The sequence below is a fragment of the Agarivorans sp. 1_MG-2023 genome, assembly GCF_030548385.1.
GTDB lineage: Bacteria > Pseudomonadota > Gammaproteobacteria > Enterobacterales > Celerinatantimonadaceae > Agarivorans.
The window spans coordinates 347164-371534 of record NZ_JAUOSJ010000003.1; the positions used below are offsets into that span (position 1 = coordinate 347164).

Sequence of the window (24371 nt, forward strand, 5' to 3'; positions counted from 1 at the left end):
TTGGCAGTTGACCAAAGTAGAATGTTCATTCTACAATGCAGGTAGAATAAACGCTCTACCTTGATGAATGTGATGATTGAACAACAAATTGCTGCCAATTTAGAAAATGCTTTTAGTGAACTCGGTTTTACCGAGCCTAGCGTGGCTACTTTGCAAAAAGCCTCTGGGGTGAGCTTGCGAACCCTATACCGTTACTTTCCCTCTAAAGAATCGATGGTCATTGCTGCCTTGGAACATCGTCACGTGCGCTACCTTGAGTTGCTAGCGGCCGAGCCCACGAAGCAGGCAGTATTTGCTGCATTTGAACAGCTAGAGCTTTGGATGGTAAACGAAGCACCTACTGGTTGTATGTCGATGAGTGCGCTAGCCGCTTACCCTGAAAATCCCCAAATAAACGCTGCTGTTAAGCAACATAAACAGGCCTTATTAGCCCTCTTTGTGCGCTTCTGCGCTAGTGAACAACTAGGCTTACAGGTGTTTTTGCTGCATGAAGGTGTCAGCTCTGCGTGGCCAACGATTGGCGATGACTGCATTCAATCCGCTCAACTTACTTTGCAATTACTATTAGGCGAATAACCATGACAACGCTTCCTAACACCATGTGTGCGGTGCAAATGACCGGACACGGCGATACCGACAAATTAAGCTACCGTTGCGACGTGGCATTACCGGTAATTGGCCCAAGAGATGTGCTGATTAAAGTGGCTGCAGCCGGAGTAAACAATACCGACATTAATACCCGTATTGGCTGGTACTCTAAAAGTGACAATGCCGAAGATGCCAGTTGGTCTAGCCAAGCCCTGCAATTTCCACGGATCCAAGGCGCTGACGTATGTGGCTACATTGCGGCGGTAGGCGAGGAGGTAGATGCAAGCAGAGTAGGCGAACGGGTGCTAATAGAACCTTGCTTAACCGAAGTAAACGGTACTCACCCAGAGCAAGCGTGGTACTTTGGCTCGGAGTGTGACGGCGGCTTTGCCGAATACACCAAAGTAGCCGCTTGTCATGCCTACAAAATTAACAGCAAATATAGCAATGCCGAGCTAGCGTCGTTTCCATGTTCATACTCTACAGCAGAAAACCTGCTTACCCGCGCGAAGGTAAAACAAGGTGACAAAGTGCTGATTACTGGCGCGTCTGGTGGAGTAGGTTCGGCGGCCATTCAACTGGCTAAAGCCCGTGGTGCTTATGTACTTGCCCTAACGAGCCAAGACAAACAACAGATGATTGAAGAGCTTGGGGTTGACGAAGTGGTGTTACGGAGTGAAAAGCTCAAAGATGTAATGGCCGCGAACAGCGTTGATGTAGTGATTGATTTGGTGGCTGGTGGTTTGTTCCCGCAATTGCTTGATGTATTAAGGCCCAAAGGCCGTTATGCGGTATCTGGCGCTATTGGCGGTGCGATGGTCGAGCTTGATGTGCGTACCTTATACCTTAAAGACTTAAGCTTTTTTGGTTGTACGGTAATTGAACCAGAGGTATTTGCTAATTTGGTGGCGCATATTGAGAACGAAGACATTGCTCCTTTGGTTGCACATACTTATCCCTTGAAAGAAATAGTGCAGGCGCAAAGCACTTTCTTAGAGAAGAAATTCCTAGGTAAGATTGTGCTGACGATGTAGTGAGCTAAGGCGTTACACATTTTTGCTCGTCTAGTAAGCAAAGCGCTAAATCGAAAAGCCTTGAAGGAAAGTTGCTTCGGGGCTTTTTTGTTTTAGAGAGTGCTAATTTGCTTTATAGACTCAGGCGTAAGATGGGAAAAGGCTTACCCATGTCATCAAGTGGGGGACGGGATACAAGCTTAAAACCCATGCTTTGTGCCCTTGCAGAGTTGGCAATAAATAGCATTTCTATTTTTCCATCATTAGCGTCAGTTAATCCAATATTAGTATAGAACTGTCTGAGTGTGGCACTTATCGGGTTTGGGTATGTCAGACCTTTTCAGGTGATTATTCGCTGCAATTGGCGTTAACAAATTTGTTGCGGGTATGTCGTAAACCACTTTTCTTACTAACGCTTTTTGATATGGGTATTTCGTTATTTCACAAGCGAGGCCTTTGTTGATCCGCATCAATTCATTTACTGCTCTGTGCTAACGCACACTAAAGGTATTAAAAAAACCAAGGTCAAAAGACCCAAGCACCCGTGGAGCGAGTGATGATAAATATCCCACAAGTAAAATTAGGTATTGTTGCGGTAAGCCGTGACTGTTTCCCTCTTTCATTGTCTGAGCAGCGCCGCAAAGCGGTGGCTGCAGCCTGTATGGAAAAAGACATTGAAGTGGTCGAGTTACAAACCATTATCGAAAATGAAAATGATGTAGTGAAGGCGCTAGCCGAAGCTGAGCAAGCTGGCATTAACTCTTTGGCTATTTACTTAGGTAACTTTGGACCAGAAGGCCCATTAAGCATTATGGCGCAGCGTTTTGCAGGGCCAACGATGTTTGTGGCAGCAGCGGAAGAAGCGACCGCTGGCCTAAAAGATGCGCGTGGCGATGCTTATTGTGGGGTGCTTAACGCCTCTTACAGTGCGGGTTTACGCAACTTAGCTGTGCATATTCCAGAGTACCCAGTAGGCACGCCAACGGAAGTTGCCAGCATGATTGGTGATTTTGTGCCGGTAGCTCGCACCATTCTTGGTTTGCAAGGCTTGAAGATTTTCTCTTTTGGTCCGCGTCCGCAAGACTTTGTAGCCTGTAACGCACCGATTAAAGCGCTGTTCGATCTTGGCGTAGAAATCATGGAAAACAGCGAGCTCGACCTGTTAGATATTTACCAAGCGGCGGAAGACCATGCTGATATTCCAAAGATTGTTGCTGAGATGGAAACGGAATTGGGCGATAACAATCCATATCCAGATTTATTACCAAAACTGGCACAATACGAAGCAGCTCTATTAGATTTTCACGCGGCTAACATGGGCGCTTCTACCTTTGGTGTATTTGCTAACAAATGCTGGCCATCGTTTGAGAAGTTCTTTGGTTTTGTACCGTGTTACGTTAATGCGCGTTTGGCCCAACGCGGCATCCCAGTTGCCTGTGAAGTCGACATCTATGGCGCGCTGTCTGAGTACATGATTACCTGTGCAACCAACCACCCTGCAACCTTGTTAGACATTAATAATACTGTGCCGCAAGACATGGTAGACGCTAACCAACAAGTAATGGTTAACTATACCGCTAAAGATTTATTCATGGGCTTTCACTGTGGCAACACTGCGCCAAGCTGCATGAAGAACTCGCAGCTACGCTTCCAAAAAATTATGCATAGCTTAATGGAGCCGGGTAAAGAACCAGACATTACGCGCGGCACCTTAGAAGGGCAGATTAAGCCGGGCGAAGTAACTTTGTTCCGTTTGCAATCTACCGCCGATACTAAGCTACGCGCCTACGTTGCTCAAGGTGATATTCTTGATATCGACCCGCAATCATTTGGTGCTATTGCCGCCTTTGGTATTCCAGAAATGCAGCGCTTTTACCGCCATGTATTAGTAGAGAAACGCTACCCGCACCATGCTGGTATTGCTTTTGGTCACGTGGCTAAAACCCTTTACCAAGTGCTTAACTTGTTGGGTGTTACGGATATTGACTACAACCAGCCAGCCCAAGAGCGTTACCCAAATGAAATACCAAGTGTGTTTTTGTAAACCGATTTAATGCTTAGCCTTGTGTATGAAAGCCGACCTTGCGTCGGCTTTTTATTTACAAATCCTGCAAATACTTACCTTATGAACAATCTTCTGTTTAAAGTGAGCAATCTTGCATATAGTTGTTTTTGTGTGCAGATTAAGCGCCAGGAGACAAACCATGAATAAGCTAATTACTCGCCACCTAAACGGTGTAGTGCTGATATTGTTGGCGCTGGTAAGTGTTTACTCTCATCAAACAAGTGCTGAGCAAACATTACATAGCAGCCAAGATTATAGTTTGCAGGTAGACAAGCTGACTCAGCTTCCCGGCGTGCCTTGGGGTATGGATTGGCTAAACTCGACCACTTTAATTGTTACCTTACGCCGTGGAGAGTTGCTCAGTGTTGATCTAAACAAAGCCAAGCTTGGCCAACAAGCTTGGCAAAATATTGATGGTTTACCGGCTATTTGGGCGCAAGGGCAAGGTGGTTTACTGGATGTGGTCAAAGGCCCAGACGGCTATTTCTATTTTACCTATAGCAAGCCGCACAATGGCAGCGGTGTGACCACTTTAGCTAAAGCACAAATACAGCAAGATGAGTCTGGCCAAGTACGTATGAGTGGCTGGCAAGACTTGTTTGTGAGCAACTCTGCTAGCTCTACTAATCGCCACTATGGCAGCCGAATCGCCTTTGATACCCAGCAACATGTTTACTTCTCGATTGGTGATCGAGGCGTAAGGGATAACGGCCAAAATACCCTTAATCATGCGGCTACCATTGCTCGACTCAAGCTTGATGGCAGCATACCCAGCAACAACCCCTTTGTTGGCAATAGCCAAGTAGACGATGCTATTTACAGTTATGGCCACCGCAATCCTCAAGGTTTAGCATTTGATCACTTAGGGCAGCGTTTGTGGGCCATAGAGCATGGTCCGCGTGGTGGCGACGAGCTTAATTTGATACAAGCGGGTGCTAATTATGGCTGGCCAATTACCTCCCACGGGAAAGAATATTGGAGCCCGCTTAAAGTGGGGGATGCAGAGGAGCAGGAAGGAATAAATTCACCATTAAAAGTGTACGTTCCCTCTATTGCGCCGGGTTCACTTATTCACTATTCAGGTAATGCTTTTCCTGCTTGGCAAGGTGATTTGTTTAGTGGTGCCTTAAAGCTTCAGCATCTCAATCGCATCATTATTAATGAGCAAGGCATACCGGTGGGGGAGGAGCGTTTGTTTGAAGATCTTAATGAACGTATTCGCGCCTTAGCGGTAGATAAAAACGGCTATATCTATTTCAGTGCAGACAGCGGAAATTTGTATAAAGTTAGTCCTAAGTAAGTACTTAGCAAAGGCTAACTTAAGCGGCTTGGCGTTGGCTTGCTAATAAGGCTCTCGCCACCGATTTTGCATGTATAGCAGACTCAAAATCGTGAGTGGTGTGAGCGCCTACTATCGCCCCGTCGGCTAAAATAGCTAATTGCTTAGCAGTCGCTAAACGGTCGGTTAGCGCTAACTTACCCAATTGCTGCTCGATGAGTTTTATCACTAAAACTTTGTGCTCAGTACACGCTAGATGCACAGGATGATCGAAGTCATGATACTCAGCCGAAGCGTTAATAAACATACAGCCAAAAAATGTATCAGAGTTTATCCAGTGAGACAGCGCATCAAAAAAAGCCATAATGTTGGCTAACTCTGGCTCACATTGCTGAGTGGGAGCTAAACGTTCAATGTTGTTTTCCAGTAGCGTAAGCAGTTGCTGATCACGACGGTTCAAGCAAGCCACAATCAATGCTTCCTTAGAGGCAAAGTGGTTATAAAGGGTCTTTTTAGCCACACCCGATTCAGCCAAAATGGTATCAATGCCCGTGGCTTTAAAACCATGCTGATAAAACAAATTCTGTGCGGTGTCGATCAGTAGATCGCGTTTACTGCTAGCCATAATCATTCCTAAACCTTATCGCCTAAGTATACCGTTCTGTCTACCCATTGCGCAAACCTCTGCTTCGCAAAATATTCATATTCTAATTTAGCCCATCAAAACATTGGCTTGGCGGTAATTATCTTTTTTCAAATCTGAGTAGATGAAATATTTATATTGACATAGACAAGTCTGTCTCCTAACTTAGAAGGTAAGTAGACAGACTTGTATACTTTAGTGAGCGACCAAGCAAACTGAGTAGACAAATTTATAACGGACACAACATACGATTAAGGACACCACCATGTTAAAGCTCTATGACTTTGAACTCTCTGGCCATGCGCATCGTGCGCGTTTAATGCTGGCTTTACTCAAACTACCCTATGAAAAAGTTACCGTGAATTTGGCGCAGGGCGAGCACAAGCAAGATGATTACCGAGCGATTAATCCTTTTACTCAAGTACCAGTATTAGATGATGATGGTCTAGTGATCCGCGATTCCATTGCCATCATTACTCACTTAGCAAATCGCTATGCCCCAGAGTGGAATCCGCAAACCGTGAACGAACAGGCAGAGATTCAACAGTGGTTAGCCTTGGCGGCTCGTACCTTGGCAGAGGGCCCTGCTCGAGCTCGATTAATTACAGTATTTGGCGCCCAGTTTGACCAAGCCACAGTAATAGCAACAAGCCATCAAACTTTAGAGATTGTTAATCAGCTACTTAACGGTAAGCAATGGATGGTGGCGAATAAACCCACCATTGCCGATATAGCCTGTTATTCCTACATTGCCCATGCGCCAGAAGGCAAAGTAGCGCTAGATGCCTACCCCAACATCTTGGCGTGGTTAAGTAATGTAGAAGCCTTAGATGGCTTTGAAGGCATGCAAAAAACGCCATTACCGCCCGCTGTTTAAAAGACATTCTCAAACACCTAAGGACTTATATGACTATCGAGCAACGTTTGCCATTACCGCCGTTTAACGCAATTACTGCTGCGCAAAAAGTACGTATGGCCGAAGACGGTTGGAATGGGCGTAACCCAGAGAAAGTGTCGCTGGCTTATACCAAAAACAGCCAATGGCGCAATCGCGACCAGTTTGTAAATGGGCGAGAGCAAATTCAAGCCTTTCTGGCGGCTAAGTGGGAAAGAGAGCATGAATACCGCTTAATTAAAGAGTTGTGGGCCTACACCGACAATCGCATTGCTGTGCGTTTTGCTTATGAGTGGCGAGATGAAGCAGGGCAGTGGTATCGCGCCTATGGCAACGAGAACTGGCAGTTTGATAAAAATGGCTTAATGGAACTGCGTTTTGCCAGCATTAACGATTTAGCCATTAACGAAGATGAGCGCTTGTTCCACTGGCCACAAGGTCGCCGACCAGACGACCACCCAAGCTTGAGTGATTTGGGTTTATAAAAATAACGGAGACATTCATGGGTGTTTTTCATCAAGGTGAATTAGCGGTACAGGCGCGGGTTGGCGTAAAAGAACATATCGGGCCGATTGGCGAGAAGTTCATACGTAACTTTATGCCTGAACAGCATCGAGAGTTCTTCGGTCAGCAAGCTTTGTTATACGCTGGTTTACTGGATAATGAAGGACACCCCTGGGCGTCACCGATATTGGGCGAGCAGGGATTTATTAGTTCACCCAATGCCCAAACCTTGTCTATAGAAGCCAGAGCATTAATCGAGTATTCGGGGCTAACAAGCCTGAGTGCTGGCGACAGCTTGGCTTTACTGAGTTTAGAGCTAAATACCCGCAGGCGTAACCGAGCGAACGGGCTGATTAGCTATGCTAGCGACCAGATGCTGCGTTTTGAAATAGAGCAAAGCTTTGGCAATTGCCCTAAGTATATTCAAAAGCGCGAGCTTCAGCTTGATGTTTTTGTTGGAAAGCAAGCGCCAACAGCCGATGATTTCAAACAACTAAAATCAAACGACCCAGTATTAAAGCAACACCTAGAGCATTGTGATACTTTTTTTATCGCTTCGCGAGCAGTGACAAAAGGGCAAGCCGAAAGCGGAGGCGTTGATGTATCTCACCGAGGCGGAAAGCCAGGGTTTGTAGCCATGCTCAAGCAAACAAATAGCTCCAAGCAAGGACTTATCTTTCCAGACTTCTCCGGTAACAACTTCTTCAATACCTTGGGCAATATAGTTGCTGATTCTCGAGTTGGGCTGTATATCCCGGATTTTGAAACCGGCTGTGGGTTTTGGATAAAAGGCCATGCCGAAATACTGTGGGATGAAACAGAGGAGTTTACCTATGAAGGCGCACAGCGTTATGTGCAGGTAAATATAGAGCAATGCTTGCGCTTAGATATTGCCACCTTAGTGCAGAGTTCTGATGTGGAGTATTCACCCACGCTAGATTTTTGATGGAATAAAAATAAGCCCTTTTTTCAACTCTGTTTGTTTTCACATTTCTTGTCCACAAGGTCTGGCATTTATTTGTGTTGATGTTTTTGTTATTTTTCGAGCTAGGTAGCTGATGTAGCTTAGGAATGGTGATAATCTGGATTTTATTAAATGTATGATAAAAGGAAAGATTCCTTGTTTAAACAAGGAGTCTTTCCTTTTAATAACCTGTTAGCTTTTACGGAGACTTATGAGTAACTCGTGGCATAAAACTTCAGATGACCTTGAAGCAGATAATCACACTATTGAGTTTTGGAATAGACACTCTGAAGAGCTAAATAATGGTGAGTTTTGGGCTGACCGAATTAAAAAATATAAAGGTGAACCAGCAAAGAGGCTCAAACTGGCTTTAGAAAATCTGCCGTTACCTGCTTCGTTTCGAGAAGCCGCTATTGCAACTAGAGCACTAATCAGAGAAAAAAGAAAAGAAAAAGAATCCTATGATGAGCAACTCTACTTACTTTATTGGTTAGCAGCTGTTGATTCGTTTTCAATCCCGTACTCTGAAAAATTACAAGAGCCTGGATACAACGTGATTGAATCAATTCCAGGAGAGAAGTTAAAAACTTTACCTTTCTCTTATAAATCCCTCGGCTATACAGATTTAACTTTACTGAATAAAACTGATGTTAAGTGGCTAATTGAAGTTTGGGGCGAACCGGAATCACATAGTACTTTGCATAAGCTTCACCTTGATGTTTGGGAGGAGTACGAAGATAAATTAAAAATTAAGCGTGGCTCAGACCCTTTTAGTTTATCTTTAGAAACAACAGAAAAATCAGAGCCAAAAAACAAATCGAGCATATTGCTAAGCCAACTACTCCAAATGAGAGCAGTAAAAATAATAAGTTACTGTTTATTGTTGCGGGGATAATCATCGCGGCACTTATATTTTTAAATAAAAGCTAACAATTTACTCAAAAGGACGCTGTAGTTGACCCGATTCAGTAGACACTTGATTAAAACAAGATGAGGTGTTTATGCCAGCTTATAAAACAGGTAAAAGGCTCAGCAATACTCGGTGGATTTTAAGGCTACTCGGCCAGCGTACTCTGGAACTCGTCAAACTTTTCCCCTGTTGGGGTATTACCAAGGTATTAACATATGATTGAATTATCGGGTGAACACTGGTCTGGGAGTTTACTTTTGGATGCAACATCTAAAGCTCGTGGGCGAATTGATGGGTACTCGTGGTATCTTCAATTTAAAGGTAATTCACTAGTGGTCGAAATCGCCGATGACCCACAGATTTTACCAAAAGAGTTGCCATTGGTGGGCTTTGGTTGCGGTGGTTGGTTATATGAAAATGAGCAGGTTGCTTCAGCTACAAATGAAGAGGCGCTGATCGAGTATATAAACAAGGAATTGTTGCTTGTATTTTCGCTGTTTAAACAAAATAAACTTAACTATATTCCAGCGGTAAGTTGCCCCTGTAGTGAGTGATTAAACCGAAGAAACACCGAATACGCATCAAGTAAGCTTGCTCACATTGTTTGACTTAATAGGTAAAAACAAAGGCGCTTTCATCTATTTTCATTGGCTCAGTTTGTTGGTGTATATAGCCGCGTATAAATACTGAGTGCGTCTCTAGCTAAGAAGCTTGAGCTGCAACACAGCAACAACCACAATGCTGAAAATTGGCCTTTCCGGCTGTGAAAATAGTACTCCCACTGCATTTATTGCAGAATATTTTCAGATTGGACGAGTCTTAAGCTTGATCGCAGTGACATAACACCACATACTCTTTTACCATTCAGCGAACCCAGTTTATGGATAAATTGGCAGTGGTTGTTCTGGTATATCGGTTGTAAATAGTGCGAACTCATTTAATCCCACCAGCTTTCTACTCCATTTCAGTAAAAATATAAAAAGGGCGTGTAAGCCCAAGCATAATTAGGAACACAACATGGCAGCTTTTGGTACGGTTTTTATGCCACAAATGGCATTGGCAAAATACGAAGATCAACAATGGGGTGATAGTGATATTGTCTCGTCTGACAGTATTAGCCTACACCCTGGTGCACACGTACTTCATTACTCAAGTACTTGTTTTGAAGGACTTAAAGCCTTTCGCCATGAAGATGGCAGCGTGCATATCTTCCGTATGGATGCCAACATTAAACGTATGGCGCAATCTGCCGAGTTGTTAAGCTTGCCAGCTTTTAAACCTGAGCTATTAGAGCAAATGGTAAAAGACATTGTGGCTAAATTTGCCGATGAAGTGCCGGCTGCTCCGGGCTCTATGTACATTCGCCCAACCTTTATTGGCACCGAGCCTGCGATTGGTAAAGCGGCGGCTCCGACTAACTCTGCACTGCTATATGTATTGCTTTCTCCAGTGGGCGACTACTTTGCTGTGGGTGCTAAGCCTTTGCGTTTGTTGCTAGAAGAAAACGGCATGCGCTGTGCGCCGCATATGGGCATGGTTAAATCTGGTGGTAACTACGCCAGCGCACTAGGCCCAATTAGCCAAGCGCGCACCGAAGTAGACGCCGACCAAGTGTTGTTCTGCCCTGATGGCGATGTACAAGAAACCGGCGCGGCCAACTTTATTTTAATTGATGGCGATGAGCTCATTACTAAAGCACTAGATAGCAGCTTTTTACACGGCGTAACCCGTAACTCGATTCTTACGCTGGCTAGCGATTTAGGCTTGAAGGTAAGCGAACGCCAACTCACCGTAGATGAGCTGTTAGAGCGTGCGGCCAAACCGGGTTGTGAAGCAGCCTTATCTGGCACTGCTGCAGTACTTACTCCGGTAGGCACCTTAATCCATAAGGGTAAAGAGCATACTGTAGGCAACGGCGAAGCAGGTGAAACCACCTTAAAACTGCGCCAAGCATTGAATGACATTCAATGGGGTAAAGCCGAAGACCAACATGCTTGGTTAACCTCGATTTAATCGCTTTACCTAATGTTACTATCAGCCCGCATTATGCGGGCTGTTTTGTTTTACAAAGGCGCTATTTTTGCTGCCTTTAAAATTAATTTAAATTTTTTAGATTAATTTAGCCTCGCTTTTGTTTTAGCTGCGATTACTTCGTTGAGATTGACTTAAACCCTAATTCGTCACAACAAGGTATTCATACAATGCAAAACTTATCTTTCACCTATTCGCCCCTTGCTCGCTCTGTTGCCATTGGCATTGCTCTGGTGGCCTTAGCTGCCTGTGGCCAAACTGGCGATGCAGAGCATGCCCGTAATGACCAGCAGCCGCCTGCGACTTCTCCCACTATTCAAGAGCATCAGGCTCTAGTTAAACCCATGCACCCGATTGCGAAACTTGAGCAAAGCCAAAAAAGAATGCGAGTGGCTCAGCAATCACACATGGCGCTTGCTTCGCACTACGCGAACGATGCGGTTTACATGGAAATGCAGAACAGCGAGAACTACCAAAAATTCGATAACTTGGCGGTTATCTCGGTGGCCGAGCAACCGGTATCTACCTTTAGCGCCGATGTAGACAGCGCCAGTTACGCTAACATGCGTCGCTTTATTAATAATGGGCGACTACCGCCAAAAGATGCGGTGCGGGTAGAAGAGCTGATTAATTACTTCTCTTACGATTACTCTCAATCAGCAAACCAGGAGCTTAGTGAAGAGCAACCGATTGCCATTGACACTTTGCTAACCGCATCGCCATGGAATGAACACAACCAACTTATTCGCATTGGTGTTAGTGCTTACCAGCCCGATACCGACATTCGTCCAGCGGCTAATGTGGTGTTTTTGGTGGACGTATCGGGTTCGATGCAATCTCAGGAAAAATTGCCACTGCTTAAGCAATCAATGTTACTGATGCTTAATCAACTTAAAGCTCATGACAGTGTGGCCATTGTGACTTATGCCAGTGGCACTGGTGTGGCCTTGCCAGCGACTAAAGTGAGTGACAAGCATGCCATTGAAAACGCCATTAATAGTTTAAGTGCCGGTGGCTCAACCAACGGTTCAGCGGGGATTGAATTAGCCTATAGCCAAGCGCAACAAGGCTTTATTGAAGGTGGAATCAACCATGTGTATTTAATGTCTGACGGTGACTTAAACGTGGGCATTACCGATATCGACGAGCTTAAACATAGGATTAGCCAAAAGCGCAAAGCAGGGGTGCAGTTCTCAACCATTGGTTTTGGCACCGGCAACTACAACGACCATCTTATGGAGCAGTTGGCGGATAACGGTAATGGGGTAGCGGGTTATATTGATACCTTGCACGAAGCGCAAAAACTACTGGTTGATCAGCTAGGGAGTAGTTTGTATACCGTGGCTCACGACGTTAAGTTTCAAGTAGAATTTAATCCAACCATGGTGTCTGAATACCGTTTGTTGGGTTACGAGAACCGCCAGCTAGACCGTGCTGATTTTAATAACGACCAGAAAGATGCCGGAGATATGGGGGCGGGCCATAGCGTTACCGCAATTTACGAAATTACTCCAGTAGGTAAGCCGGGTTTAATTGACCCACTGGTATTTCAGCAACAAAAGCAAAACAAAATGGCGGTAAAACCCAAAAATGAAGCCTTAGCTGAAGTGAGGGTTCGTTACAAGAAAGCCCAGTCTGACGCGTCGGCTAAATACACTCAACGCTTATACAATAAAGATCTTGTTGAGTTTGATAGCGTGAGTAACGACGACCGCTTTGCTATTGCGGTAGCGGCCTTTGGTCAAAAACTTCGAGCTAGCGAACACCTTGATGATTTGGCTTATAACCAGATTATTGAGTGGGCGAATAGCGGAAAGGGCCAAGACCAGTTTGGTTATCGTGCAGAGTTTGTTAAATTAGCTAGATTAACCAACACATTAGCGCAGCAACATAATACGCTTCAGCCAGTTCAACTACCTGAGCCAGAGTATGCAGTGCAGCCATTACCGGTAACCTTACCTGCAAGGATTGACCAGCAAAACCATGAACGCAGTCAGTGATGAACAGTTAATGCTTGATTATGGACAGCGCGGTGACCTCACCGCGTTTGACCAACTCTATCAGCGTTACCGAAAAGCCTTGTTTGTGTTTATTCACCAAAAGCTGCCCGAAGCCGCCTGCAATGAAGTGTTTCAGGAAGTGTGGGAAGCCATCATCACGCAAGCTGAAAGCTACCAACTATCGGTTCAAGACAATGCCAGTGAGGTGCCTACGCGGCACTTTAGGGGCTTTTTATACACCATTGCTCGGCGACGTATTGCTGATTACTGGCGGGCCAAAGATCGCAAGACTGACGATGCAGAGCAAAATGTTGATGAGCTGGCATCTCCTTCTAGCCCTGAAACAGAACACCAACAAGGCGTAGATAAACAGATTATTTTGCGCTGTGTTTCGTTGTTACCGCAAAAGCAGCAAGAGGTCTTTAGTTTAAAACAATCTGGCTTGGCCTTAGCTGAGATGAGCCAAGTATTAGATGCTTCGTTTGATGCGATAAAAAGCCGACTTAGAGTCGCTTACCAACAACTTCGCGAATGCTGGGAGAAACACCATGGTTGATAAGCCGACAACAGATTCAGCCCCTAGCGACGATGAGATAGATGCCATCTATCAGCAGGCAACAGAGAATATTCAGCCCTCGGAGCTGCTTGATAAACGCATTCAAGCGATGGCAAAAAAACAGGCGGAAACACTAAAGCCAAAGGCTAAGTCTTATTCTTGGGCGAGTGCCCCTTGGTGGGCTAGCGCTGCGTCATTCGCCTGCGTGGGTGTATTAGGCTGGTGGCTGGTTAGTGAAACGAGTGTGCCACCTAGCGAAATACAGTATCAAAGCCATGTGAGTTTGCTACAAGCTCCGAAGCTTGAAGCGCGTAGCGAAAGTGATGAGGCTTTATCTGACAGTAAACGGAAACAACATGAGTTTATGGTGGCCGAAGCGCGTAAACGCGAAGAAAAGGCGCGCCAGCAGCAAGCCAAACCCAGCACCAAAACAGCCAAAAGACAGGCGGCGGAAGTGCCTGAGCAAGTGATGATAATTCGAGAACGCGCTTTATTTGATGCCGCCTCTACCCAAATGCCCGCTAGTGCAGTTACTGCTAAAGCCACTGAGCAACAGCGCTCCTGTATTGAAAACATCTTGCAGGGTGTTGAAGCAGAACAACTCAAACCGCTACTGGCTAGTGACCTGGCAAAACTAACTGATCTTGTTAAGCCGCAAGACTTACAAGAGATAAGGTGGCAAGGGCGCACTTGGCAGATATTCGAATACGATTTGGCTTGGTTAGTGACTCAGCAAAGCCCAGACGGAAATTTCAAAGAAGGCTATCGTATACCGGGTGGTTTAACGAGAGATTGTCAGCCCTAATTTAGCCTTAGCTGGCAAAAGTGAAAACTGAACTAGACTTGGCTAAGTAAGATTAAGAAGCTAAGCAAGCTAAATAGCTGGCTTGTGGTAGGTATTATCTTGGAGGTTTCATGAAAGGACTGATTCGACGTTTAATATTGGCTGTTAGTATTGCGGCTGCGGGAGTTGCAGGCGGGGCAAGTGCCAATAGCGAGGGCGTGATTAATGTTGCAAGCCAGCACACGGTTAGCCAAACCGCTGAACGGATGCTGCAGATACTCGAGAAAAAAGGCATGACGGTGTTTAATCATATTAAACACTCAGAAGGGGCTGCTAAGGTAGACATTGAGCTTAGAGATACTGAATTAGTGATTTTTGGTAATCCCAAAGTGGGCTCACCGTTAATGCAATGTCAGCAGTTAATGGCCTTAGATTTACCGCAAAAAGCCTTAGTTTGGCAAGATGACGCAGGCAAAGTGTGGATCTCTTATAACGATCCTCAATATTTGGCTAAGCGCCACAGCATGCAAGGTTGTGAAGCGGTGTTAAGCAAAGTTAGCGGAGCACTAGCGGGTATTTCTAAAGCCGCCGCTAATTAATTGTTGCTGTAAATCGGCAAGCGTAAGCAAAAAGATAGGCTTTGCTTACGCTATTTAAGCCTAAAAATCGCTTTAAAGTTCGAAAGCTCACAAAAAAATCAATGGTTGTTTTGTGAGCTTTACCTCCCAGTTAAATATTGTAATAGACCTTGGTTCATGCCTGCCTTAAGCACTTATTGATGTAAAACAAAGAAGCCTCCCATCACATTCATATGACATTTACATCATCAATTGAATTAAATAAATTAACCCTAGTGATATTTAGTTGACTAAACTGTCAGCTTATAAGCATCAAAGGGAGTTAGGTATGATTAATGGGTTCAAGAGCCGTAGCATTTCAATACAACTACAGTTGATTATTGGATTGATTATTCTGCTCGGGCTGAGCGTTATGGCGGCGCTGGTATACAACAAAGCGTCTAAAGCTTTGTTTGAACAGGCGATGGTTGATCATCAGTCTAAAGTTAACGCTGTCGCTTCAATGGTCGCTGGGCAATTCGATGGTTACCTTGAACGGGCTCACGATCTTGAGGCAACATTTCGTAATGGTTACATGAACGGCGTTACCGTTGCCAACCGTGAAGTGAGCTTTGATTCTACTAGCGTTAAAGACATTCACATTCGCGGTGCGTCACTAATAGGCGCAAACGGTTTTGTTGACCGTTTTACGCGAGATACCAATGCGGTAGCCACTCTGTTTAGCGCCTCTGGCAATGATTTTGTGCGAGTGTCTACCTCGTTGAAAGATAGCCAAGGCGAGCGAGCTGTTGGGACCAAACTAGGCGTTAATCATCCCGGTTATAAGGTGCTACTCGGCGGCCAACCTTATCATGCCAAAGTGAGTCTATTTGGTAAGGATTACCTCACTTATTACTACCCCATTAAAAATGATCAAGGAAAAGTGGCAGCCCTAAGCTTTATTGGGGTGCCGATTGACCAAGCCACTGAGGAGATTTTTAGTAATCTCTCTAAGATTAAGTGGGGCGATACGGGCTATACCATTGTGGTGGACAACGATGCTAGTCACCTACTGGGTAACTATTTATTGCACCCTTCGATTAAGCCTGGCGAGTCGATTATTGACCGCAGAGATTACGCAGGTAATCAGCCCTTTAAAGCAATTTTTAAAGAACCTTCTGGCAGCGTGTTTTATCCCTATGAGTATCAAGGTGTAGTTGGAGAGAAATACCTAGTATTTGCTGAAGTGGACGGGTGGAACTGGAAGCTACTGGGGGGCACTTTTGTTAGTGAAATTACTAAGGCGAGCAGCGATTTATTATGGCTGATTGTAGCGGTGTCTATTTCGGTCGCGGTGGTGGTGCTTATTGGTTTGGCTATGCTACTGCGAAGCATGACCAGACCCTTAGAGTTGTTAAGTGAAAACATGCAGCGCATGGGCAATGGCGAAATTAGTGTGAGCTTTCAAGGCGGCCGAGCAGAATCTAGCAATGAGGTAGAGCAGCTTAGTGCCGGTGCAAAAGAGATGGCCAACAAATTGAATGTGTTGGTGAGCAGTATTCGAGAAACCAGCAGTGATTTGCAGAGTAAATCTAACGGTGTTTATAAAGATGCTGAGCATAGCCTAGGCCAGTTAGACTCTCAGCAAGCACAAGTTGACCAAGTGGCTGCCGCGATTGAAGAAATGTCGTCTTCTGCGGCCTCTGTAGCTCAGCAAGTCGAGGAAATTGCGGTGAGTGTGAGAGAGGCAGATAACAATACTCAGGAGGGCGCACAATTGGTTGAGCGCATGGTGAATGAGATTGATTTGCTCAATCAACAACTGCATTCATCTGCTGAAGCCATTGAGCTAGTGGGACAAGAGAGTAACAATATTCAAGATGTGACTCGAATGATTAACGATATTGCCGACCAAACCAACTTGTTGGCCTTAAACGCCGCTATTGAAGCCGCCCGCGCTGGCGAACAAGGCCGTGGTTTTGCGGTGGTTGCTGATGAGGTGAGAACCTTAGCGCAACGTACTCAGGAATCGGTGAAAGAAGTCGAAGGCATTATTGGTAAACTACAGAACAGCACTAATAACGCGGTGAAAATGATGAGCGAAAGCCAAAAACGCGGAGAGTTTTTTACCGAACATGCCGCGCAAACTGGCGAAGCGCTTAATGGCATTACTGAGCAAGTGGCGAGTATTGCCAGTCAGTCGGTGACCATTGCCGCGACTACCGAGCAGCAATCGCAAGTATCACAAGAAATCGCCGCTAATGCTTCTCAAATTAGTAACTTAACCAGCGATAGCCGCACCACGGCGGCGCAAACGGCAAATAGCGCGACTCATCTACAAGATCTATCGCAAGAGTTGCATCATCAGGTAGCGCAATTTAGTTAACACGACGAATCCTATCGCCAGCGTGGCTGGCGATAGTATGTTGTTATCCGCTAAAGCGGCGACGAAACTCACGTGGGCTTAAGCCGATCACTTTAATAAAGACTTTTCGAAACGCACCGGGGTCTTCATAACCCACCTTTAGCGCAATAGCCTCAAGTTTAAGCTGACTATTTTCAATTAATTCGCAGGCCTTTTGCACTCTTAATTTTTGCAAATACTGAATAGGTTTCAAGCCGGTTGCTTTTACAAAGCGGCGTAACAAGGTGCGTTCAGTAAGAAAGCACTGTTGGCACAGTAGGGCAATGTTGATTGATTTGGGGTAATGGCTCTGCAAAAAATGCTGCACTTTAATGATGTCATTATCGCCATGCTCGAAACTAGGTTTAAAACTTTGATAATAACGCTGCTCGCGCAGTCCGGTATCAATCACCATGTTTTTACCCAGTTGGCGCATTATCCCTGGGTGGGTACATTGTGCAACCAACTCCAAGCCTAAATCTAACCAAGACATTACGCCCCCTGCGGTAATAACATCTCCATCGTTGATGAGTATGGCGTCACTTTGCAGCTTTACATCTGGGTAATGCTTAGCAAATTCATCGGCTAAGCCCCAATGAGTGGTTGCAGTACGTTGATTTAATACACCCGTTTTGGCAAGAATAAATGCGCCAGCACAAGCAGAACTTAACAGCACCCCGTGTTGATGTTGCTTGCTTAGCCAGTTGATAAAGTCTTGGCTTGGCGCTAAGTAATACTGATCTTTCAGGCTCGGTGGCACAACAATAATTTGCTGTGAGTTGTTCGCTTTTTGCGGAACCGTATCTGTACATTGCTCTGGTGTAAGCTGTTGGCAGGTAAAGCGGTGGTTATGCTGCATTGATTCCGTTATATCGTTGGCTAAACCAAGCATTTCTTGAAGGCCAAACACTGCTGATTGCAATGCCCCAGGATAATTAATAACAGTAATAGACGTTGATGTAGTCATGGTAAAAGCTTACTCACATTTAGCATGTTTTGAGGACGAAGGTCTTATAGAACAAATACCTAGCTTCGACCATTGGTAAACTACGAAGTTGCATTTCTCTGGGAATAAAATGCGGGTTTCCCGGTCTTATAGTTTGTTGCTGTATTACTTACGGCTTTACTTGAAAACCAATGTTGGTATAAGTACTCACTTGCTATTACCTTATTAGTCCAAACTATGTTGTTTAAACAAGAACAGTTTAAAGCCACCGTAAGCCTATTACTGCTCGCAGTAATGCTAAGCGTGTGCGTGGCTAAAAACATCGGGCTTAAGGTAACGTGTCCAAAAGCACATGTGGCCAGTGAAGAGCTTGCTGGTGGGCTTGTTGTTAACGAAGGTTGTCAACTTAGCGAACACGTTTTACAGCAGCAACAACAAAATGTAGAGCAAGTATTTGTAGTGGTGTTGTTTTTGGCCTTTGCAACTTTGGCTGCCCAAAGTGCTGGCTATACACTGCCTTTTGCTAAGCCCACTATTCCTCCTCCGCGACGGCTGTATTGTAGCCAGTGTCATTTTCGAGAATAAAACTGAACGCTTTCTCTCGCGTTTACTTTTTTCATTTTTGGAGATGATATTGAACATTTTATTACGACTAATGCTGCTGTTTAGCTTGGTGTTTTCTACCACGGTATTTGCTCAAAGTACTGCTTGGCTTAGCTCACCTCAGCATCCCCCTGCTCAAGTACGGCTTATGCTTACCGGCGAGTTAGACGCCGCAACCCAGCGTTTACCTGCGGTTTTACAAGTTAAGTTGGAAGACGATTGGAAAACCTATTGGCGGTCACCCGGTGAGGGGGGTGTTGCTCCTAGCATTGATTGGCAAGGTTCGAGCAATTTAGACTCAGCTGAATGGTTGTGGCCAGTTCCACAGCGTTTTTCATTGCTAGGTCTAGAAACCTACGGTTATCAGCATAGTGTTGATTTTCCGCTATTACTTACCGTGACTTCCTTAACCCAAGCCACTAAGTTGCAAGGGGTTCTTACCTTATCTACGTGCACCAATGTATGTGTGCTTACCGACTATCCCTTCAGCTTAGATTTTATTCCTGAACAGCTACGGGTAGACAGCGAAGCCATGTATTTATACAACAAGGCGAAGGTAGCGGTTCCACAGGTAGTGAGTGGCAATAACAGTGAGTTTATTTGGGATGCAAATCAGCAACGGCTGCAAGTAAATTTGGCCAAAGGCGTAGACTGGCAACAACCTACTGTGCTGGTGGATGGTGACCCTGATACCACCTTTAAACTGTTGCAGTTAGAACAAAGTGCCAATGGCCTGAGCGCCATATTCAATGGCGAAAACTGGCTTGGTGAGCCAGAACTATTGGGTAATACGCTCAAGGTAAGTGTATTTGATAAGCAGCACGCTTATGAATATCACGCAACAGTACAAGCTGGCGCAGTAATCCTTGAATCTGTTTCTTGGCTTAAGTTGTTGGCGTTTGCCTTATTGGGCGGCTTAATCTTGAACATTATGCCCTGTGTATTACCGGTACTTGGCATGAAACTGAGCTCGGTGATTGCTGCACCTCATCAACAACAGGCACACATTCGCCGTCAATTTGTGACGTCTGCAGTGGGTATTGTGGCGTCGTTTTGGCTGTTGGCGAGCTTTGTATTGTTACTTAAGTTTAGTGGCCAAGCCGTGGGGTGGGGCGTGCAGTTTCAGCAGCCTTGGTTTATTGCTTTCATGGTACTGGTGACAGGCTTGTTCGCTATAAACATGCTCGGTGCTTTTGAAATTAGTTTACCTTCTTCTTGGCAGACTCGCATAGCCACCAGCGGCGACAACAGCTACTTAGGGCACTTTTTACAGGGCATGTTTGCTACCTTGCTAGCCACGCCATGCAGTGCGCCATTTTTAGGCACTGCGGTAGCTTTTGCATTAGGCGCCGACACCGCGAGTTTATTGGTGATATTTACTGCCTTAGCATTAGGTATGGCCTTGCCTTGGTTATTGGTCGCTGCTTTTCCTCGTTTAGCTCAAGCGCTGCCAAAGCCCGGTAAGTGGATGGGCACAGTGAAGCTAATTTTTGCACTAATGCTGCTGCTCACCTGTTTATGGCTAGTTAGTCTATTGGCAAACTTTGTAGCAACACCAATATTGCTTGCTGTTGTGGCTTTGCTGTCGTTGGTATTTGTATTGATTTTAGCTAAACAGCATGGCGCAAAAGTACTGCTGATTAGTTTAAGTTCAATGGTCTTGTTAGGCGGTGGTGTGGCTTTACTTGGTGCCTTAACCAGTGAGCGGTGGGCTAAAGCCTTGCCTACCGATTTAGTCTGGCAGCCTTTACAACAAAGCAATATTGCTGAGCAGGTTAAGCAGGGAAACGTTGTGTTTGTAGACGTCACCGCCGACTGGTGCATTACCTGTAAAGCCAATAAAGTAGGGGTGATATTACAAAACCCTACTTATAGCTTATTAAAGCAGCCTTCGACCCGCTTAGTGAAAGGCGACTGGACCAAGCCTTCTAATCAGGTGAGTGCATTTTTGCAAAGCTATCAGCGCTTTGGCGTGCCATTTAACATCGTTTATGGCCCTGCGGCCCCTCAAGGTATCGCACTTCCCGTTATATTAAGCCACCAAGCTATAGAGCAAGCGTTCGCTCAAGCTGCTGGCTCTGCTATTCGAATTCAGGAGTAAATCTATGATGACTTCAATCACTATTGTTACCATTAAAGCAACGATGAATAAGGCGGCTTTTTTGCTGATCAGCCTAGTATTTTTAGCATTCAACAGTGCACAAGCGAATGCTGAAACATCGAGTTTTAGTGATGAACAACGTGCCGAGCTTAAGCTACTTATTCGCGATGCGATGGTAGAGGATCCAGAGATACTGCGTGATGCGATTATCGCCTTTCAGGCATATCAAGAGAAGCAACAGCAATTGGGTGTAAAAGGCGTCATTCAACAACAAGCAGACCATTTGTTTAATAACCCGAATGACCCTTGGATGGGCAGCGATAAGCCGAGTATTACCATTGCCTATTTTACCGATTTTAACTGCCCTTACTGTAAGCGAGTAGAACCTTCGCTGGCCAAATTAGTTGAAGAATATCCGCAACTGCGGGTGGTGATTAAAATGGTACCGGTATTGGGCCCAAGCTCTGAAGAAGCGGCAATGTTTGCTCAAACTCTTTGGTTAGAACAACCGCAACAATTTATGGCTTTACACAACAAGCTAATGGCTAGCCCAAGCCGTTTGACCAGTGAGTCTATCGCCAAAGTCGCTAAGCTAACGAGCAGTGAAAAGTCACTCGACGCCTCTAAACAAAATGCTCAGGTAAAACAGATTCTCGATGGCAATATTCGATTAATGGAGCAATTAGGCATTGGTGGTACGCCAAGTTTGGTTTTCTCCAACGATGTGATACCCGGTTTGGTGGCTTACGAGCAAATAAAGCAGGCAATTGACGCTGAGCTAAATACTAAGGAGCAAACACATGGCGAATAAGATATGGAGTGCCTTTAAACAACTTATATCGCTACTGTTTTTTGTTACGGTGATAAGTATTGGTGTAGACCTTTGGCGATCACAAGATCTGCCAGAAGGTCAGTTGCCTCAGCTAAGTGCTCAAGGTGTTAATGGCGAGTCGATTGATTTACATGCATTAAGCGAAAATGAACCGGTACTGGTATATTTTTGGGGCTCTTGGTGTGGCGTATGCAACTTTGTTAGCCCTGCGGTGAATACCATGGCTAAACATTTTAATGTGGTAACGGTGGCGTTACGCTCTGGTAATCAAAGCAAGGTGCAAGCCTATTTAAACCATCATGACTACCAATTTAACGTAGTTAATGACCCGCAAGGGCAGTTGGGGTCGCAATGGGGCGTTGGTGTAACACCCACTTTGATGGTGATAAAAGACGGCGAACTGAAACACTACACCGCTGGCTTTACCACGTTGCCAGGAATGTGGTGGCGCATGCTGGTGTCTTAGCGGTATTGAAACGAGATAAAAGCCACAACTAGCGTTGTGGCTTTTCTTATTCTGGTGTGTCTAAAACCGCGTTATCTACAATTTGTTGATAACGGCCAGAGCTTTTTAACTTAGCGAGGCCACGGTTAAATGCAGCTAATAGCAGTTGATTTCGCTCACTATTTTTCTTTGAGAAAATCACATGGGTATAGGTTTGTTGTACCGGCTTAGGATGGTAAGTAAACAGAGCGGCTTGTTCGGCGGTAAAGTGTTGTTGAATGAGTGTCTTCCCCACCATGATGTCGGAAGGAAATAGCTGAACTCTATCAAGCAGCATTTTCTTAAAGTTAAGCAAATCCGAAGAGACATATTCTACGTTAATCTCTCCATCTTTAGCCGCAGAGTCAAAGGCATTACCGTATGTGTAGAGTTCGGTCGCGCCAATTCTATATCTATGTAAATCGCTTATATTTTGCCATTCAAATGGCTCACTGCTGAGATGAAAAAATACCTTTGTGTGCCAGAATACCGGGTCACTAAACAGTACTTCCTGCTCTTTTTGCTCGGTTTTAGCCCAGGTTAAAGAGCCATCTACCTCTCCTTGCTTCACGTACATATAAGCACGTGCCCATGGTAAAAATTGGTATTCAACTTGGTAACCCTCTAAGGCAAAGGCTTGACGAACTATCTCAGAGTAAAAACCTTGGTGAGGAAGGTGTTTAGAGGTAAAAGGGGGCCACTCACTATTGGTAAGCGTGATCAGTTCTGCACTTTTAAGGGGCGTAGATAACACACTTAGGCCCACACAGCCTGCAAATATTAGTCGGCGAAAGTACTGAGAAATAAGCAAACCCAATCCTTAGTTTAGGGAGACTAGCGAAATCCATTTCATTGTTTATTAAAGCAGCAATTAGCGTTTAGTGATAGTGTGTTTATTATGTGACTTAACAATAGTTATATAAATCTGAACAACGTTGCTTAGCTAAATTACGGCTCTCGAACGTAGTGACTTTGAACTAGTTGGTCTAGCAATACGGTAGTTTTGTGGTGCTTGAAGCGTTTGATATTAGGTAGGTCACCAAACAGAGGAGCGCCTCCACCTAAAAGTATAGGAAAGCGTGTAAGAATAAGTTCGTCGATGAGGTCTTGAGCTAAAAACTGCTGAATGGTAAGCCCACCATCAATATACAAGTTATTGAAACCCTGTTGATTAAGCTGATTTACTAGAGATGTTAGCTCACCGTTTATTAACCGCGCATCGCCCGTAAACCCTTCTGGTAATTGTTTTAGGCTGTTACTTAATACCATTACTGGTTTGCTGTAAGGCCATTCACAATCAAAGCTGATTACCTTTTCAAAGGTGTTTCTGCCCATGACTAAAGCATCAATACTTTCAATAAATGCGTTGTAACCTAAATCCAGCCCTTCTGGATTTGGCACGCTTTCTAGCCACTCTAAACCATCATTTTTATCGGCGATAAAGCCGTCTAGGCTGACTGCGATGTATACGATATTCGACATTTTATTGCTCCCGATAATCAAAGAGATCTTTAAGTGAGTACATCTAACGCTTGAAATAGCGTGTATTATTCATATAATTCTACACTGTAGAATTAATATTAGGTTAACGAATAATGACTAAAGTGGTCAAGCAAAAACTGCGTGGCAGGCCTAAGCAAAATGCCAACTCACTGACAAAGCAGAAGATTTTGTTGCAGGCAACAGCGTTACAGCAAGAGTCTGGAAAAGTGCCTAGCATAAGGCAGCTAGCCGCGGCTTTACAGGTTGACCCAATGGCCATTTATTACTATTTCGATAATAAGAACGCCTTGTTAGAAGCGTTAACGCTGACCTTGATTGAAGGGATTTATCAGCCGCAAGCCTCTGAGTTAGATCAGCAAAGTAATCACTTCTGGAAGGGGGAGTTAACGCGTTTATGCGAAAGCTATTTACTGCTGTTACAACAAAATGCGGGTTTATTGACTACTTTGCTGTCGATGAAAACACATGGCCCTGCAGAGTTATTTAGCCAGCGTTTTAGTTTGATATTAAGGCCGCTGAACCTTAGCCAAGAACATATAGAGCAAGCATTGCATTTATTGGTGGATTACCTACATGGTTTTGCTTTAGCAGTAAGTTGCAACAAGACCGAAGACCCTCTAGCTATGCGAGTAGACGACAAGGTAATGGCATTTTTTGTTGAGGCGCTAGCAGCTAAATCGACAGGTTAAATTAATTGCTGAATAATCCC

General features: G+C 44.8%; 24 protein-coding genes. 20 read left to right on the plus strand and 4 right to left on the minus strand.

Annotated features, from left to right (window positions below):
* The first annotated feature begins 72 nt into the window (after positions 1-72).
* The 4 genes from Q4592_RS05950 (at position 73) to Q4592_RS05965 (ending at position 4966) form a co-directional block, all read left to right on the plus strand.
* Positions 73-576, plus strand: coding sequence for a TetR/AcrR family transcriptional regulator (locus Q4592_RS05950; protein WP_303511065.1), 504 nt, complete (start codon positions 73-75; stop codon positions 574-576).
* 2 nt (positions 577-578) lie between these two features.
* Positions 579-1622, plus strand: coding sequence for an alcohol dehydrogenase family protein (locus tag Q4592_RS05955; protein WP_303511068.1), 1044 nt, complete (start codon positions 579-581; stop codon positions 1620-1622).
* Between the two features lie 535 nt (positions 1623-2157).
* Entirely contained in the window at positions 2158-3645 is a 1488-nt protein-coding gene (locus Q4592_RS05960) for an L-fucose/L-arabinose isomerase family protein (protein WP_303511071.1), read from the plus strand.
* Between the two features lie 160 nt (positions 3646-3805).
* Positions 3806-4966, plus strand: a complete 1161-nt coding sequence (locus Q4592_RS05965; RefSeq protein WP_303511074.1) for a PQQ-dependent sugar dehydrogenase — start codon at positions 3806-3808, stop codon at positions 4964-4966.
* Between the two features lie 19 nt (positions 4967-4985).
* On the opposite strand, the gene Q4592_RS05970 is transcribed toward Q4592_RS05965, so the two are convergent.
* Positions 4986-5570, minus strand: coding sequence for a TetR/AcrR family transcriptional regulator (locus Q4592_RS05970; RefSeq protein WP_303511077.1), 585 nt, complete (start codon positions 5568-5570; stop codon positions 4986-4988).
* Positions 5571-5853: 283 nt separating this feature from the next.
* Between Q4592_RS05970 and Q4592_RS05975 the strand changes: the two genes are divergently transcribed.
* From Q4592_RS05975 to Q4592_RS06025, 11 genes are all read left to right on the plus strand, one after another.
* A complete protein-coding gene (locus tag Q4592_RS05975) occupies positions 5854-6465 on the plus strand; it encodes a glutathione S-transferase family protein (protein WP_303511080.1) in 612 nt (203 codons plus the stop codon).
* 35 nt (positions 6466-6500) lie between these two features.
* Positions 6501-6968, plus strand: a complete 468-nt coding sequence (locus tag Q4592_RS05980; protein WP_303511294.1) for a nuclear transport factor 2 family protein — start codon at positions 6501-6503, stop codon at positions 6966-6968.
* A gap of 17 nt (positions 6969-6985) precedes the next feature.
* Positions 6986-7933 (plus strand): pyridoxamine 5'-phosphate oxidase family protein, encoded by a 948-nt coding sequence (locus Q4592_RS05985; protein WP_303511083.1) that lies wholly within the window; start codon positions 6986-6988, stop codon positions 7931-7933.
* Between the two features lie 229 nt (positions 7934-8162).
* Positions 8163-8846 carry a hypothetical protein gene (locus Q4592_RS05990; protein WP_303511086.1) on the plus strand — a complete coding sequence of 228 codons (684 nt, stop codon included), beginning with the start codon at positions 8163-8165 and terminating at the stop codon, positions 8844-8846.
* A 230-nt stretch (positions 8847-9076) separates the two neighbouring features.
* The gene (locus Q4592_RS05995; protein ID WP_303511090.1) at positions 9077-9415 is read left to right on the plus strand and encodes a hypothetical protein; all 339 of its coding nucleotides are present in this window, start codon (positions 9077-9079) and stop codon (positions 9413-9415) included.
* A 463-nt stretch (positions 9416-9878) separates the two neighbouring features.
* Positions 9879-10874: a branched-chain amino acid aminotransferase gene (locus Q4592_RS06000; protein WP_303511093.1), complete on the plus strand. Its 996-nt coding sequence runs from the start codon at positions 9879-9881 to the stop codon at positions 10872-10874.
* A 188-nt stretch (positions 10875-11062) separates the two neighbouring features.
* The gene (locus Q4592_RS06005) at positions 11063-12892 is read left to right on the plus strand and encodes a VWA domain-containing protein (protein ID WP_303511096.1); all 1830 of its coding nucleotides are present in this window, start codon (positions 11063-11065) and stop codon (positions 12890-12892) included.
* Positions 12876-13448, plus strand: a complete 573-nt coding sequence (locus tag Q4592_RS06010; RefSeq protein ID WP_303511098.1) for an RNA polymerase sigma factor — start codon at positions 12876-12878, stop codon at positions 13446-13448. Before Q4592_RS06005 ends, Q4592_RS06010 begins: the two co-directional genes overlap by 17 nt.
* Positions 13441-14253, plus strand: coding sequence for a hypothetical protein (locus tag Q4592_RS06015; RefSeq protein ID WP_303511101.1), 813 nt, complete (start codon positions 13441-13443; stop codon positions 14251-14253). The genes Q4592_RS06010 and Q4592_RS06015 overlap by 8 nt, the downstream gene beginning before the upstream one ends.
* A gap of 110 nt (positions 14254-14363) precedes the next feature.
* Positions 14364-14831 (plus strand): DUF302 domain-containing protein, encoded by a 468-nt coding sequence (locus tag Q4592_RS06020; RefSeq protein WP_303511104.1) that lies wholly within the window; start codon positions 14364-14366, stop codon positions 14829-14831.
* Between the two features lie 307 nt (positions 14832-15138).
* Entirely contained in the window at positions 15139-17175 is a 2037-nt protein-coding gene (locus tag Q4592_RS06025; RefSeq protein ID WP_303511109.1) for a methyl-accepting chemotaxis protein, read from the plus strand.
* A 43-nt stretch (positions 17176-17218) separates the two neighbouring features.
* Here Q4592_RS06025 and Q4592_RS06030 read toward each other — a convergent pair whose 3' ends face one another.
* The gene (locus tag Q4592_RS06030) at positions 17219-18160 is read right to left on the minus strand and encodes a GlxA family transcriptional regulator (protein ID WP_303511112.1); all 942 of its coding nucleotides are present in this window, start codon (positions 18158-18160) and stop codon (positions 17219-17221) included.
* A gap of 216 nt (positions 18161-18376) precedes the next feature.
* On the opposite strand from Q4592_RS06030, the gene Q4592_RS06035 reads away from it, so the two are divergent.
* Genes Q4592_RS06035 through Q4592_RS06050 form a run of 4 tightly spaced genes read left to right on the plus strand, consistent with a single transcriptional unit; the run spans position 18377 to position 22141 of the window.
* Positions 18377-18724: a hypothetical protein gene (locus Q4592_RS06035; protein WP_303511115.1), complete on the plus strand. Its 348-nt coding sequence runs from the start codon at positions 18377-18379 to the stop codon at positions 18722-18724.
* 49 nt (positions 18725-18773) lie between these two features.
* Entirely contained in the window at positions 18774-20843 is a 2070-nt protein-coding gene (locus Q4592_RS06040) for a protein-disulfide reductase DsbD family protein (RefSeq protein ID WP_368509294.1), read from the plus strand.
* A gap of 4 nt (positions 20844-20847) precedes the next feature.
* Positions 20848-21654, plus strand: coding sequence for a DsbA family protein (locus Q4592_RS06045; RefSeq protein ID WP_303511117.1), 807 nt, complete (start codon positions 20848-20850; stop codon positions 21652-21654).
* Positions 21644-22141, plus strand: a complete 498-nt coding sequence (locus tag Q4592_RS06050; RefSeq protein ID WP_303511120.1) for a protein disulfide oxidoreductase — start codon at positions 21644-21646, stop codon at positions 22139-22141. Before Q4592_RS06045 ends, Q4592_RS06050 begins: the two co-directional genes overlap by 11 nt.
* A 46-nt stretch (positions 22142-22187) precedes the next feature.
* On the opposite strand, the gene Q4592_RS06055 is transcribed toward Q4592_RS06050, so the two are convergent.
* Positions 22188-22970: an ABC transporter substrate-binding protein gene (locus Q4592_RS06055; protein ID WP_303511123.1), complete on the minus strand. Its 783-nt coding sequence runs from the start codon at positions 22968-22970 to the stop codon at positions 22188-22190.
* Between the two features lie 137 nt (positions 22971-23107).
* Positions 23108-23641, minus strand: a complete 534-nt coding sequence (locus tag Q4592_RS06060; RefSeq protein WP_303511126.1) for a dihydrofolate reductase family protein — start codon at positions 23639-23641, stop codon at positions 23108-23110.
* A gap of 113 nt (positions 23642-23754) precedes the next feature.
* On the opposite strand from Q4592_RS06060, the gene Q4592_RS06065 reads away from it, so the two are divergent.
* On the plus strand, positions 23755-24351 hold the full coding sequence (locus Q4592_RS06065; RefSeq protein WP_303511129.1) for a TetR/AcrR family transcriptional regulator: 597 nt from the start codon (positions 23755-23757) through the stop codon (positions 24349-24351).
* Positions 24352-24371: the final 20 nt, after the last annotated feature.

What these genes read in the sequence shown, in the direction of transcription:
- Q4592_RS05950 (WP_303511065.1), top strand. Translation starts at nt 73, where the DNA reads ATGATTGAACAACAAATTGCTGCCAATTTAGAAAATGCTTTTAGTGAA.
- Q4592_RS05955 (WP_303511068.1), top strand. Translation starts at nt 579, where the DNA reads ATGACAACGCTTCCTAACACCATGTGTGCGGTGCAAATGACCGGACAC.
- Q4592_RS05960 (WP_303511071.1), top strand. Translation starts at nt 2,158, where the DNA reads ATGATAAATATCCCACAAGTAAAATTAGGTATTGTTGCGGTAAGCCGT.
- Q4592_RS05965 (WP_303511074.1), top strand. Translation starts at nt 3,806, where the DNA reads ATGAATAAGCTAATTACTCGCCACCTAAACGGTGTAGTGCTGATATTG.
- Q4592_RS05970 (WP_303511077.1), bottom strand. Translation starts at nt 5,570, where the DNA reads ATGGCTAGCAGTAAACGCGATCTACTGATCGACACCGCACAGAATTTG.
- Q4592_RS05975 (WP_303511080.1), top strand. Translation starts at nt 5,854, where the DNA reads ATGTTAAAGCTCTATGACTTTGAACTCTCTGGCCATGCGCATCGTGCG.
- Q4592_RS05985 (WP_303511083.1), top strand. Translation starts at nt 6,986, where the DNA reads ATGGGTGTTTTTCATCAAGGTGAATTAGCGGTACAGGCGCGGGTTGGC.
- Q4592_RS05990 (WP_303511086.1), top strand. Translation starts at nt 8,163, where the DNA reads ATGAGTAACTCGTGGCATAAAACTTCAGATGACCTTGAAGCAGATAAT.
- Q4592_RS05995 (WP_303511090.1), top strand. Translation starts at nt 9,077, where the DNA reads ATGATTGAATTATCGGGTGAACACTGGTCTGGGAGTTTACTTTTGGAT.
- Q4592_RS06000 (WP_303511093.1), top strand. Translation starts at nt 9,879, where the DNA reads ATGGCAGCTTTTGGTACGGTTTTTATGCCACAAATGGCATTGGCAAAA.
- Q4592_RS06005 (WP_303511096.1), top strand. Translation starts at nt 11,063, where the DNA reads ATGCAAAACTTATCTTTCACCTATTCGCCCCTTGCTCGCTCTGTTGCC.
- Q4592_RS06010 (WP_303511098.1), top strand. Translation starts at nt 12,876, where the DNA reads ATGAACGCAGTCAGTGATGAACAGTTAATGCTTGATTATGGACAGCGC.
- Q4592_RS06015 (WP_303511101.1), top strand. Translation starts at nt 13,441, where the DNA reads ATGGTTGATAAGCCGACAACAGATTCAGCCCCTAGCGACGATGAGATA.
- Q4592_RS06020 (WP_303511104.1), top strand. Translation starts at nt 14,364, where the DNA reads ATGAAAGGACTGATTCGACGTTTAATATTGGCTGTTAGTATTGCGGCT.
- Q4592_RS06025 (WP_303511109.1), top strand. Translation starts at nt 15,139, where the DNA reads ATGATTAATGGGTTCAAGAGCCGTAGCATTTCAATACAACTACAGTTG.
- Q4592_RS06030 (WP_303511112.1), bottom strand. Translation starts at nt 18,160, where the DNA reads ATGACTACATCAACGTCTATTACTGTTATTAATTATCCTGGGGCATTG.
- Q4592_RS06035 (WP_303511115.1), top strand. Translation starts at nt 18,377, where the DNA reads ATGTTGTTTAAACAAGAACAGTTTAAAGCCACCGTAAGCCTATTACTG.
- Q4592_RS06045 (WP_303511117.1), top strand. Translation starts at nt 20,848, where the DNA reads ATGATGACTTCAATCACTATTGTTACCATTAAAGCAACGATGAATAAG.
- Q4592_RS06050 (WP_303511120.1), top strand. Translation starts at nt 21,644, where the DNA reads ATGGCGAATAAGATATGGAGTGCCTTTAAACAACTTATATCGCTACTG.
- Q4592_RS06060 (WP_303511126.1), bottom strand. Translation starts at nt 23,641, where the DNA reads ATGTCGAATATCGTATACATCGCAGTCAGCCTAGACGGCTTTATCGCC.
- Q4592_RS06065 (WP_303511129.1), top strand. Translation starts at nt 23,755, where the DNA reads ATGACTAAAGTGGTCAAGCAAAAACTGCGTGGCAGGCCTAAGCAAAAT.